The organism is Pseudomonadota bacterium (assembly GCA_039033415.1).
Taxonomy (GTDB): domain Bacteria; phylum Pseudomonadota; class Gammaproteobacteria; order Xanthomonadales; family SZUA-38; genus JANQOZ01.
Genome location: JBCCCR010000004.1, coordinates 105,984 through 119,507 on the forward strand (window position 1 = coordinate 105,984; position 13,524 = coordinate 119,507).

6 protein-coding genes are annotated in these 13,524 nt (G+C 60.8%); 2 read left to right on the plus strand and 4 right to left on the minus strand.

Annotated elements, in window-relative coordinates; translation table 11 throughout:
* Positions 1–32 precede the first annotated feature (32 nt).
* Complete coding sequence (locus tag AAF358_04430; protein ID MEM7704774.1) at positions 33–875, minus strand: FkbM family methyltransferase; 843 nt, start codon at positions 873–875, stop codon at positions 33–35.
* Positions 868–5,460, minus strand: coding sequence for an Ig-like domain-containing protein (locus AAF358_04435; protein MEM7704775.1), 4,593 nt, complete (start codon positions 5,458–5,460; stop codon positions 868–870). The genes AAF358_04430 and AAF358_04435 overlap by 8 nt, the downstream gene beginning before the upstream one ends.
* A 145-nt stretch (positions 5,461–5,605) precedes the next feature.
* On the opposite strand from AAF358_04435, the gene AAF358_04440 reads away from it, so the two are divergent.
* The gene (locus AAF358_04440; GenBank protein ID MEM7704776.1) at positions 5,606–6,484 is read left to right on the plus strand and encodes an FkbM family methyltransferase; all 879 of its coding nucleotides are present in this window, start codon (positions 5,606–5,608) and stop codon (positions 6,482–6,484) included.
* 93 nt (positions 6,485–6,577) lie between these two features.
* Here AAF358_04440 and AAF358_04445 read toward each other — a convergent pair whose 3' ends face one another.
* The gene (locus tag AAF358_04445; protein MEM7704777.1) at positions 6,578–8,032 is read right to left on the minus strand and encodes an MFS transporter; all 1,455 of its coding nucleotides are present in this window, start codon (positions 8,030–8,032) and stop codon (positions 6,578–6,580) included.
* A gap of 309 nt (positions 8,033–8,341) precedes the next feature.
* Between AAF358_04445 and AAF358_04450 the strand changes: the two genes are divergently transcribed.
* A complete protein-coding gene (locus AAF358_04450; GenBank protein ID MEM7704778.1) occupies positions 8,342–11,299 on the plus strand; it encodes a TonB-dependent receptor in 2,958 nt (985 codons plus the stop codon).
* 132 nt (positions 11,300–11,431) lie between these two features.
* Here the strand turns inward: AAF358_04450 and AAF358_04455 are convergent, their stop codons facing one another.
* Positions 11,432–12,949, minus strand: a complete 1,518-nt coding sequence (locus AAF358_04455) for an alpha-amylase family protein (GenBank protein MEM7704779.1) — start codon at positions 12,947–12,949, stop codon at positions 11,432–11,434.
* Positions 12,950–13,524 lie beyond the last annotated feature (575 nt).

Consider the following 13,524-nt stretch of genomic DNA (forward strand, 5'->3'; position numbering starts at 1 on the left):
GGGCCCGGGTTTGGTCTGGCTAGCGGCGCTGCTCAACGCAGCCGCCGGTAGATTTCATCGACGCCGATCACGGCTTCCAGCTCATAGCCGGCTGCCTCCAGCAGGTCGCGGACACCCGTTTCCGCCTTCATCCCCGAATTCTCCACCGCCAGCACGTCGATGCGAAATCGATCGAAGTCTATCGCGCTCAAAACCTCGCGCTCCGCGCCTTCGGTGTCGATCGAACAAAACTGCACGTGTTTCAAATCGTTCTCAGCCAGGATCTGGTTCAGCGTCATGACGGGCACACGGATAGTCTGCTCATCGTGTCCGACGTTTTGGCGGACGGTCGCCAGCATGTCCTCAGCGTAGTGTTCCAGCAGCCCGCACATTTGCAGAAAACCGTCAGTCACGTCCAGGAAATCGGCGTATCCTTCGCGACTGCTGACCGCGGCCTCAATAACGGTTGTGCTGCGATTTTGCCGGCACGCCTGCGCAAGCCTGGGCACCGGTTCAACCAATACCCCCGGCCACCCTAGAAATATTTCGAAAAAGCAGGTGTTGCTCCCGCTGACACCATCGTAGGCGCCAATCTCGACAAAGGTGCCGGACGCTGTGTCGGAGAAGAACCGCTCATACGCGAAGCGGTCCTGGCCAGCCTGAGAATAATAGGCCCTGTGCAGGCCAAGCTGCTGCTCTACCGTCCAAAGCTGCTGTCTAAGGATGCCCAGCGCGTAAGGTTCGACCGGATGTTCGACGGCCGTGCGGAGAAGCTCCGCGGACTGCTGCAGCTGCGCTCCACCCTGCCGGGCCAGGTCTGCGGCAGCATCGATGAGCTCCTGGAGCGGTCTCCCCCGAAAGCTCTCGGGGGTCAGCTTGGTTTTCTGCTTACCAATCGATCTTCACGTTTAGATTTTCCGGGCCCCATCGAGTCCAGCCACCGCGCTGCCAAATGGCATTCCCGAACCGGTCAACCCGTAGCTCGAGCTCACCCTCATTCCACCTGGCAAACACCAGTACTAGGCGCAAGGGTACACCGGGAGCGCTGGGTGCACGCAACACGAGCTGTGGCTCCTGGCCCGCGCTCAGCAGCCCAGTAATTTCCTTCCTGCCCAACAACGCCCCTCGGCTCTCGAATCGTTTCAATACCGGCAGGGTTTCGAAACCGCTGCGGAAAACCAGCCCGGTCTGATTGCTGTCGGTGGCGTCATTGTTCTCGCTGTTGATCTCCGGGGTGCCCGGCGGCGCGGTCACGGAGGCAACGTTAGTGACAGTAAAGGCGTCGGGCGACGCAGCCACCATCGCGGTGAGCTCAAACTCCACGCGGTCACCGGCACCGATATCCACCGCTTCCTGGATATCACCGTCGCCGCTGGCGGTGCACTGGCTTGAGCCAAAGGCGGTACAGGTCCAGCTGGCCGCGACCAGCGACGACGGCAAAAGGTCTTCCACCTGCGCTCCGGTTACGTCCGCGGGCCCGTCGTTCGCCACGGTGATGGTGTAGGTCACAAGCTGCCCGTTTTCCACCACGGTCTCGCCGTCACTTTTCTCAATGCGAAGGTCCGCGGAATTGGCTGTCACCACGTCGATGAGCACCTCCGCCGAGGTCGAGAGATCGCCGTCCGACACCATATACGTCAGCGTGGAGACCCCGGTCTGCGAGGGAGCGTCAAACTGAAGACTTCCGTCCGCCGCCAGGGTCAGATCACCTCCGGCTCCGCCGGCGCTAAAGCTCCCGACGGTGGTCACGCTGAGAGGCTCAACGTCCACATCAACGTCGTTGGCCAGAAGTCCCTCCGTAACGCTCACATTGAGCGTTTCACCCTGCACAACAAAATAGCGATCGTTTTCCGCGACCGGTGGATCGTTCACACCGCTGACGGTGACGGTAACCACGTTGGTGTCGCTGCTGGCTTCGTCTGCGACACCGAAGCTGAAGCTTGCCTCTTGCGATTCGCCATCGTCCAGGTCGCGAAACGCCGTGAGCGGGTCGAAGGTGAATGTCCCCAGATCATTGTTGACCTCGGTCACCGCGCCCGAGGCGGGAGCGCTCAACACGGAGAACGTCAGCGGCTCGTTGAGGTCCGGGTCCGTTGCGGAGAACGGTGCCTCTACCGAGGTATTCTGGTCGGTGCTGGCGGACGTGGCGTTCGCCACCGGTGGGTCGTTCAGGCCCATCACCTCAATGACCAGCTCCGTCATATCCTCCGCATAGCCATCGCTCACGGTGTGGCTGACCGTGGCGCTGCCCGAACCGCCCTGGTCCAGAGCTACAAAGTCGGCCCCGGGATCGAAGGTCCACTGTCCATTGCCAAAGATGGTGACCGTCCCGCCGCCGGAGGCGGGCTGCGCAACACCGACCGCGGCCTCGCTTCCGGCCACGGCGGTGACGTTCAGCGTGCCGCTATCCTCATCTGCCGGGTCGACGTCGTTTCCGGTTACGTCCCCAACGGTGGCCTGATTCTGACTGGTCGCACCCTCATCGGCGGTGGCCATGACGGGTGTGTTCTGGACTTCAACGGCACCGATATCGCAGTCGTTGCCCGGCACACCGTCAGCATCCACCCCTCGAGGCAAGCCCCGTTGATCGAAACCAGTACAGTCCGACACGGCGTCAACCAGCACCGATCCAGGTCCAGGAATGGCGAAGACGCCGTTGCCGTCGCTGGCCAGACTTAGCGCTTCCTCCGTCACAACGGTCGCCTCGCCGCAGCTGCCATCCGTCGCGAAGTTGGTTGCTGCAGCGGCCGTATTCGCAAGATCACAAAGGCCGACCGGCGAGCCACCCTTTTGCTGCACGCCACCGCCAAGCGAAAAGACGTTGCCGGAGATATTGACCTCGGTACCCTCGACCGCATCGCTGACCAACAGGGCTGCGGCGCCGCTGCTGGCGGTGTTGCCGCTGAAGGTGTTGTTGCTGGCTGCTAAGGCGCTCTTGTCGCTGATCATCAGGCCGCCCGCTTCACCCGCGCTGTTGCTTGCGATGGCGCTATCGGTCACGGCCAGGCGGCTGTCGCCGGCACTCAATATGCCGCCCGCGCGCTGGGCCGTGTTGGACACGATGGACGAGTTGGAGATGTCAAAGGTGTTGCCATAGATCATCGCCCCACCGCCGGCTTCCAGCGCACTGTTGCCGCTGATGGTGCTCTGGCTCAACCGAACATTTGCGTTAGCTGGACAGCAGGTCTGAGCGCGACCATAGATACCGCCACCAAAGCTGGCGGTATTGCCCGAGATGGTGGAGTTGGACAGGTCCAGGGTCATTGCCGAGCCGTAAACGCCGCCACCCAGGTTGGAAACCGTGTTTCCCGTCAGGTCGAAAGTGTTGGCGAGCACCGTAGCCTCTTGTATCCAGAGCCCGCCGCCCGTCTGCGCGCCGTTGTCATTGATAGAGCTATTGGTGAGCTGGATGGTGACCGGCCGCTCACTGCCGCTACCCTTTGGCGAGCGGCTACCGGTGACACTCGACTTCACCGTGGGGCTCGGGATGCCAGCCAGCATGACGCCGCCGCCACGGTTTGATGAGGTGTTGCCGGTAATGATGCTCTGGTCGATGGTGACCTGTGCGCTAGCCGGGCAGCAGGTTTGGGTGACATCACCATAAAAACCTGCGCCGTCGGACGCGGTGTTCCCGGTGATGGTTGATCCGTTGAGCGTTACCTCGGTGTCGGTCACCGCCAGCCCGCCGCCCTGTTCGAACGCGGTGTTGCCGAGCAGCGAGAATGTATTGGCGACCAAGGTGGACCCGAGCATCAATAGACCGCCGCCGCGAACAGCCGTATTGGCCGACAGCGAGGAGTTCACCGTCGAGACAGTGGCGGCACTGGCGTAGATTCCCCCGCCAAGATCCGCGGTGTTCGCGGTGAGCGTAACGGTATTCGACACCAGGGCAGCGTCATTCACCCACAGCGCTCCGCCGGCTTGGCCTGTGGCACAGCCGCCGGAAAGCGAGAGATTGCTTAGGCGAAGATCAAAGCCGTTGGCGTAGAGGAATCTTCGACACAAGCCGCTCGATGACAGACCGATTGTGACGCCCTCCCCACCCTCAATCGCCAGCGGCTGAATGACTGGCGGTAGGGCACTCAGACCGTTCGCCAGAGTGTCGAAGGGACTGTTTTCGAGGGTGATGGTGTTGGCCTGAAGATCGAACTGAATCTCCGATAAGCCAGGCGTTCGGTTGGCTGCCGCCACCGCATCGGGGAGTGTGCAGCCACCCTCGGTGTCGCCACAGATGCCGTCGAAGGTTCCCTCCGCACTGTTCACCACTAGGTTCTGGCTCTGCTGAGGTCGCTCCTGAACCTCGAAAGCGCCTACGTCACACTGGCCTTCACCATCGCCGTCGCCGTCGAACCCGCGCGGCTGACCTCGCTGATCTAACCCGGAACAACCGGTCCCGGCAGCGTCGATGGCCGCGGAGCCTTCCCCAAGAGGGTGTAAGGGCGTGGCGACGCCGAGTTGTTGTAGCGGCTCCAGCCTCAGTTGTTCGAGATCCATCGTGTTCGACTGACAGGTGGCGTCCGAGGCCAACACGTTCGTCGCATTAACCTGGCCACCGCTGATCTGGCACAGCAACTGGGATTCGCTACCAGCCAACAGCGATCGCTCGGCGACCAGGTCGGCACCGTTCAAGGCCAATGCAGCGCCTTCCAGACCAAAGTTGTAGGCAATCGTGGAATCGATCAGGCGATGATCGCCGGCGGAAGAACCGAAGAGAAAGAGACCACCGCCACCATTCTCCGCGGTGTTGCCGGAAATGGTCGACTGGATCAGGGAGACATCACCGCCATTCCCGTAGACCCCGCCGCCGTTGTCCTCGGCATAGTTGCCCGTTACGGTGCTGTCCACTAGGGTCAGCGGCGCGTCACTGGCGGCCACACCACCGCCGCTGGAGGCAGAGTTGCCCTGCAGCGTGACTCTTCTGAGCGTCACCGGCACGCCGGCGGCAAGGGCGCCACCATCGATGCTGTCGGCGCAGCCACCCGCAAGCGTAACGTCAGCAAGATCCAGACTACCGCGGGAAACGGTCAGCAGACGGAATTCACCGGCGTCCAGCTCGTTGTTGAAGCTGCAGCCCAACGCGGGATCTCGTTGAACCTTCAAGCCGGCCAGCCCGGTCACCGTGATGTTGTTGGTCACGGTCGGCAGCGTGGTCGTGAGCATGATGGTGGCGCCGGTCATCACCGCCGGGTCAAACGTGATAGACACGGGCTGCGGCGATTGCTGATTGGCAACCACCAAAGCGTCCGCCAGAGAACATTCGTCCACCGCAACGCCGCATTCGCCGTCGAAGTCGCCGGCGCTGCTGTTAACCACCAGCTCGGTTCCCGACTGGGCACCTTTGTCCACGCCGTCCAGCCCGGCAAAGCGAGTGTAGTCCTGAGCTATGGCCGTGGCGGCAGCACCGCTGGCCATCGCAGCGGCTATCGCACGACGGATGGCAAGCGTTAGCTGGACTCTATTGCCGGGAACTTTGGTGGGCATCCTGCTTCCTTTTTCGTGCGGTTGGGTTGGGCCCTCTACCTATTAAATGCCAGCGGACGGAAAAACGAACAAAATTTTGTTCCTTAACGAATATCTTCAAGCCCCAAAAAGTCAGGGTGCCGGCCTCGCCGAATCGGCTAAGCTGATGCCGATTCAAGTGGGGCAAACGATGACGATCACCAATTTTCTCGACGGCACATCTGATACCTGCGGGCTGGTTCAGGCCCGTTACGGCCTGATGCTGCACTGGCGATTCGATCGTTACATCGGCCGCTCGCTGGGCCATTACGGGGAGTGGTGCGAAGGAGAAATGACCCTTATGGGAAGCGCCTGTCGACCGGGTGACGTCGTGGTTGACGCGGGTGCCAACGTCGGATCTCACGCCCTGGCTTTCGCTCGTGCGGTAGGGCCTGAGGGGCAGGTGCATGCCTTCGAGCCTCAGCTTGAGACGGCCAGCCTGCTTGGCGCCAACGCGGCCATAAATGGGCTTCGCCAGATTCATATGCATCCGCTGGCACTGGCGGAGCACGAGCAGACACTGTCGGTGCGCCCGCTGTTCTATGACCGGTCTGAGCAGAATGTCGGGGGAGTATCACTCCAGACGGATGGCCTGGGCCGCGCGACCCGGGCGGAGGCGTTGGACCGATATCTGGACCCGCCTTCCCTGCGCCTGATCAAAGCGGATGTTGAGGGCATGGAGCTATCGGTGGTCAACGGTGCGGCAGGCCTCATTCACCAATTCCATCCGTTGCTATACCTGGAGAACGATCGTGTCGAACGATCAAAGGCACTGATCGAAGGTGTCCAGGCACTGAATTACCGCCTCTACTGGCACCGGGTCATGCTCTTTAACCCCAACAACTTTGCGGGCAACAGTGAGAACCTGTTTCCTGGTGTGGTCAGCACCAACATGGTGGCGGCCCATGAGAGTGATCACCTCACTGGCCCAGAACTGATTCCTGTGCACCCAGACGAGCATCCGAGCCTGCCCGACTGGCCTGGACGCCATAAACCGATCGAGTGACACCCTGAACAAAGACCGCTCACGGCCAGACAAGTGGCGGCCTGCCATCGACTCCGACCATCACGTGCTGACGATCGCCGAAGGAAACTCGGCCTAGTGACCCGAGCTCGGTACCAGCTCCGATTCTGCACCTTTGTCTTCTTCGACCCGCATCCAGACGATGGTGGAAAGCAGCAACGACACGCAGCAGATCACGAAGATCAAGCCTTTGTCCTCCGCGCGACTTACCGCCACGCCAACCCCGAGGCTCGCGGTCAGCTGCGGAAGAACAACCGCCAGATTGAACAGGCCCATAAACAGCCCCATGCGGGCCGGGTCCACCTTGTTGGACATAATGGCAAACGGCAGGCTGACAATCGCGGCCCAGCCGACTCCCAGAAGCGCCATGCAGGCGTACAGCATCGTTAGCGAACTGCCCGCCAGGAGAATGGCCCCATAGCCGATCGTCATGATCAGCAGACACAGTACGTGCGTTTTGACCCGCCCTAGCCGACGGGTCAACGGCTCCAGAACAAACGCCGGCAGCACGGCGGCGACGGCGTTGAGAATCAGAAAACTGATGGATACAACCCGGCCCATATCCACGTCGTTCAGGTCGGGCAACGTCTGCTGGACGTAGGCAAACATGTAGACAAACATGGTCTGAACGCCGAGCCAGCTGAACGCATGGGCTGCCAGCACGCGCCGGAATCCCTCGAGGCTGCCACCGCCCTGACCGTCCGTGGATTTGCGGCTAAAGAGTGTCTGGACGACGAGCACTAACGTGGCGACGGCGCATATCCCCTCGATCCAGTAGTGCTCCACCTCAATATGCAGCAGCCTCATCGTGAGCGCATAAGCGCCATAGACCAAAAACCCCCAAAGGGGTCGAATGTTCATCAGCACAGCGCCAAGATTCACCGGCTGCTGGTCTTTAGCCTCGTGGCTCTCCTTGAGCTCGCGGGGCTCTTCCACGAACAGCGGTGGAAGCACAGAGAACAGCAGCACCAAGAACACGCCGAAGTAGATGAGCGTGTAGTTGTCCCAGACCGCGCCGATGCCATAAGCGAGCACACCAAAACTACCTGAAATGGTCTGCATCCAGGTATACCCGCGCGTGCGGTTCGGACCACTGGTGGTGACGTCAGCGATGATCGATCGGGTAGGGTTGAAGCTAACGTTGATCGAGAGGTCCAGGGCAAGGGCAATCAGAATCGCAATGCCCAAAATGCCTTCAACGCCCAGACCGTCCGCAATCACGTCGATGTTGGGCAATGCAAGCAGCATGAGGGCGGCCAGCACACCGCCGATGAGAATATAGGGACGGCGCCGTCCACCCCAGAGCCAGGTGTTGTCGCTGACGATGCCGATGATGACCTGGCCGATGATGCCCGCCAGCGGGCCGGCAGCCCACACCAAACCAACATCATGAATGTCCAGCCCGTACTGCGTTGTGAGAATCCAGCTCAGCGCCGAGATCTGGACCGACAGAGCAAAGCCCATGGCCGTTGCGGGGAGACTGAGCAGCGCCAGAAAGGGCGACGTGCTTTTGCGCTGCATCTCAAGCATGACAGGACACCCGGGGCTCAGGGGACAAAAGACGCGTTTCACCGACCCCTGCAAGCGAAGCGAATCGCACCCGGCTCAACGAAAAATCGGGCCAGAGGTTTGACAGTGGGTCCCAAGACCGTGGTGGCCGGAAAGCGGATCGATTCTCGTCTATTGTCAAAATTTTGGCCGGTAAATTCGCGAATCCGTCGATCTTAGGGCGCTCCGGCGGACCTGCTCAATAGTGAATACGTATGCAGGCCATTGCTGTTTGAAGCACATTCCTGGAATCTGGAATAGGGAACCGTCAGTCCAAATAACGAGGTGCACATGAATCGCTCCCGCAGCCGGCTTCAAACAGCAGCCGCCCAAAACAAAATCACGGCGCCCGGGCTTCCAGGCCTGCGACGCAACCTTATCGCTTCAGCGGTTGCCGCCGCCACTTTCGCCGGCGTGCCCGCGTTTGCGCAAACCGCGGATGACCAGGGTGATGATGATCAGGCAGTCCTGGAAGAACTTGTGGTCACCGGGTTCCGCCGCAGCCTGGAAAACGCCATCGACAACAAGCGCGATGCGGGAACGATTATCGAATCAATATCGGCTGAAGACATCGGCCGACTGCCGGATATCTCCGTCGCCGATTCAATTGCACGCCTGCCGGGCGTCACGGCGCAGCGGACCGGAGGTCAGGCTGGCGCGATCAACATCCGCGGCCTCGACCAGGGCCTCGTGCTCTCAACGCTGAATGGTCGTGAGCAGGTTGCCACCAGCGGCGGCCGGGCAATCGACTTCTCCCAGTATCCATCGGAGCTGATTTCCGGCGTCGACGTTTACAAAGGCAGCGAGGCTAAGCTGATTGAGGGAGGCCTCGGGGGTACGGTGGCTTTGAAGCTGGCGCGCCCGCTGTCGCAGTCGCTGGATAAGCAGCACAATCTGAATCTCAACCTGCGCGCGTCCTACAACGACCTCGCCGGCGACTCGGTGGACTCCGACGATTACGGCTACCGCGGGAGCTTCACCTACCGCGGCCTTTTCGCCGACGAGACCTTCGGCGTTGTGCTGGGCTACGCCAGGCTGCAGCAGGCGAACGTGGCTTCGCGCTTCGGCACCGACACTTTCACCCAGACCGGTTCCGACTTTGACGGCAACGGCGTTAACGACTTCGTTCCATTCCGCTATGGTGCCGAGGAGCTTGGCGGTGAAGACACACGCGACGCCTATATTGCGTCCTTTCAGTGGCAGCCCAACGACGATTTCGAGCTGACCTTTGATTCGTACTACTCGCAGTTCGACTCAACGGGCTTTGCCCGCGGCGTCACCGTGATCGGCCCGCAGTCCATCGGCGGCGGCACCACGCTGACCAACGCGCGGGTGTCGAACGACGTGATCATCGGCGGCACCTACACCCGCGACGCGGGCTCGCCGATCACCGATCCGAATAATCCGTTCTCTACCGGCGCCTGCTGCGGTGGTTTTGCCATCACCCCGAGCAGCGATACGCAGACGCGGGATTTCGACAACGAGATTCTCAATCTCGGCCTTGGCGCCAAGTGGTACCGCGGCCCCTGGACGTTCTCCGGCGACCTTTCCTATTCTGATTCCGACGCGTTCCAGCCGGACACGCGTGTGGTCATCCATCAGGTCAACAACGGATTCCAGCTGAACAGCGACGTGCAGTTCGACTTCCTGTTGAACGGTTTGGACGTGCCTCAGACATTTACGCTGGGCAACAACTTCGGTGACGACCCCTCACAGCCCTACGTGGGCGTGTATCAGTCATTTCCCACCCAAAACGACGACACGCTTGATGCCGCTGCCTTCGACGTCAAATATGACTTCGAACGGGTTTCGGGCATCACCTCGGTCGAAGTGGGCGTGAGACGTTCCAGCCGCGAGACCTCGCAGGAGCGTACCGGCTTTGCAGTTGGCAACGAGGCGGGTTTCTACCAGTTCGCGCGCAACAACGCTGATTCACCGGAAGCGAACCCCAACCCGTTTGTTAACGACATCCCGGGCTTTTCGCCGGTGTTTGTCGACCCGAGCTTCTATTCGGTTGAGCAGTTCAACGGTGACTTCAGCGGCTACCCGAACTATCTTGCCATCGACTTTGACGCCGTAACCGGTCTGTTTCCGGGGCTCACGCCCAGCCAGCTGGCCGGTCGTGCGGCGGCTATCGCTGGTGGCAACCTGGACTTCCTGATCACCGAGTCGTTCCTGGTGGAGGAAGACACGACGGCCGCCTACGCGCAGGCGAACTACGACGTCGAGCTTTTCGGCATCCCGGTTCGAGGTAACTTCGGTATCCGTGCGATCGACACGGAGCAGAGCTCAGACTCGAACACCATCCTCAACGGCTCGCCGGTACCGATCAGCATCGACTATGACTACGACGACATTCTGCCGTCGTTCAACGCCGCGTTTCAGCTGACGGATAACCACCAGCTCCGCCTGGGTCTGTCCAAGGTGATTGCGCGCCCAGATCTGGATGACCTGCGCGCCGGCAACTCGGTCAACGTCGACGCCAACACCGGTATCGTCAACGGCAACGGCGGCAACACCAATCTCGACCCGTTTGAGGCCAACCAGGTTGATCTCTCGTTTGAGTACTACACCGACGATGGTGGCATCTACACCGTAGCCGTGTTCTACAAGGATCTGAAGACGTTCATCATCTCGCAGACCCTGGAGCAGGATTTCGTGGCGCAGGGCTTCATCGATCCGAATAACGTCAACCTGAATCCCGGCGTCACCCTGAACCCGATCGGTGAGTTCACCTCACCCGCCAACGGTGACGGTGGCTTTGTCCGCGGGATCGAGTTCGCCTTTACCCAATCGTTTGACGAGCTGCTGCCCGAGCCGTTCAACGGCCTGGGTGTCACGGCCAACTACTCGTACACGGAGAGCTCGATTGCGCTGCCCGACACGCAGAGCGGCCGCGGTGGCAACATCACGCTGCCCGGCCTGTCGGAAAACGTCTTCAACGCCACGGTGTTCTACCAAAACGGCGGATTCGAAACCCGTCTTGGCTACCGGTATCGAGACGAGTTCATTTCTCGTCAGCGCGGCATTGGCGAGCAGCTGCCGATCAACGACGAAGAGTCCGTGTTCGACTTCCAGGCGTCCTACGATTTCTACGAGGGCGGCAACCTGGCGGGGCTCACGCTCCTGTTCCAGGTGAACAACCTGACCGACGAACCGGTTGTGACCTACTTCAGTCAGCCCGAGCAAGTCAGCAGCAACGCCTTCTTCGGCCGTCAGATGTTTGTTGGCCTGAGCTACGCGTACTAACGTCCCGAGAGGGATTGGGGGCCCTCGTGCTGCGAGGGCCCCTTTTTATTGTCTGAGCTATCGGTTTTCGTGCCCGCCAAGATGCCAGGGGACGAGGCGGAACCTCGGCAGGAAAACCGCAGACCGGCTTGTTTAGGGCGTCGCCCTAGATCGCTCCAGCAGCAGCGAGCTTTCCGGCGCCAGGCTGATCGCTAGCTCCCCGTCCCTCACCTCGTGTTTTTTGCAGGGCGTCTCAACATCGCCCAGCGCACAGTAGCCCCCATCCGGGAGTGAGGTCGACACCTGCGCCTCCAGCGCCTGCTTCGAGCTGTTGATCACAACCTGCGCAAACGCGGCTTCCGGGCTGCGGAGCGAGAAGGCAACCGCCGTGCTGCCGTTGTCCCACCAATTCGCGACCGTTGTTGCATCCACGGCGTGCGCGCGGCGCCTGAAATCGACCATGCGCAGCGTCTCAGCTGAGCGGTGTTCGCAGATCCAGCGGCCTGCGCCGCAGTCCGACGACCCGTCGGCACGATAGATGGGCAGCGTAGCCCCTGAGTCGTCAGCCGGTGGACCACGGTGGTCGTCCACACCACCCCATTCATAGCTCGACATCAGTCGCGGATAACCGTAGGGCCAGGCCAGCATAAACGTGGTGGCGAGCTGGTAGCGGGCGCCGTCGCGATGCGTGGTGCTCGCGGCCATGCCGTGACCACGCTGGTTGTCGTGGTTATCAACAAACACCACCGCCGCTGACGAGGGCAGCAGACCGCCTGCTTGAGTCAAACTCTGCAAAGCAGAAAGCTTTTCCTGCGCAAAAGCCTCGCCGATGCGCAGGCTGTAGAGAAATTCTGTGATGGCGCCGTTGGGGAGATACTCTTCCACGTTGACCGACTGCCCTCGCGTGTCGATCACTTCCTGAAAGAGGTAGGCCGACTGATCCAGGTCCGCAACAATCGCGGCGATGTCCGCGGACTGCATGTGCTTGGCCGCGTCGACGCGCAAGCCCTTCACCCCGGTCGCCAGCAGTTTGTTGAGATAAGCCCGCAGCGTTGCACGGACGTCTTCGCGTTCTGTGGCGAGGTCCGGCAGCTCGCCAAGCTGACAGTCACGCACGCGCCTGGCCCTTTCCTTTGCGACCGCGTCGGATGGCTCGTCCCTCAGCCAGTAGTCTTCCCCGTCGATGACGCAGAACTCATGGAACTGGGCATCAGCGTAGTCCTCATAGCGGCGCGCCTTGCGGTCGAAAGTTGAGCCGGCAACGCCGGTTTGGCCGTTGTTGGCCATGTGGTTGAGCACGGCGTCCGCGTACACCTCGACGCCGCTTTTCGCGCATCGCTCGACCATCTCACGAAACGCCTTCTCGCTCCCCGAGCGGCTGTCCAGCCGGTAGCTGACGGGCTGATAGCGCGCCCACCAAGCGTCCTGGTACGGCGAGGGCAAGGCATGATGATCGATATGCTCATTGGGCGGTGAAACCTGCACCGCACGGATGCCCGCCGGCCCCAGCACCCGCTCACACTCCTTGGCGACGTCGTCCCAGCGCCATTCAAACAGCTGCACAAACACGTCACCCGAGGCGGCGGGATCCATTTCGGCAGCCGCAGTTTGGAACAACGCTGATACGAGAACGAAAGGCAGACAGAGTGAGGCTGTGACGTGCCGATTCATGAATGACGCTCCTCCTAAGTCGTGGCGCAGGGCGATAGCTGAGCCAATGCCCCGGCTTGTCAACCCACCAAGGTTATTGCTGGAAGTCGTTGATGCAATATCACAGGGATTCTCCGCGAGGCTAAGCAAGTTGACATGGGTTATTTCGACATAGACCGCTGCAAGAGCGCATACGTTCCGCTCTTAAGCTCACGCGGCCAGCGAGTCCGTTGCGGCTTCAAGACGCTTATCGACAATCCAGTCTATATAAAAGGTCCTAAAACGCTATGACCCGAAGGAACTCTAGAATCTCATGACGGCAAACATGAGATTAAGCGCCTGTAAGTCCGCGGTTGCGCCAACCGTTCAGGATAGCACAGAACAGCGTTTGGGCCTTCTCTAGAAAATGCACACGTAATGCGCATTTCAGTTGGTTCATCAAAGAGCGTGACGAATAGCAAAAACCGAGGGTAACATCGGCCTATGACTGTCTACCCGAGGCCAAACACCGTCGAGAAACGTTTGTCCAAAGAAGTCTGGCTCCTCAGGCGCCGCCGACGCAGCTTACAGTCGTATCGCGGGGACCCCGGACCTTT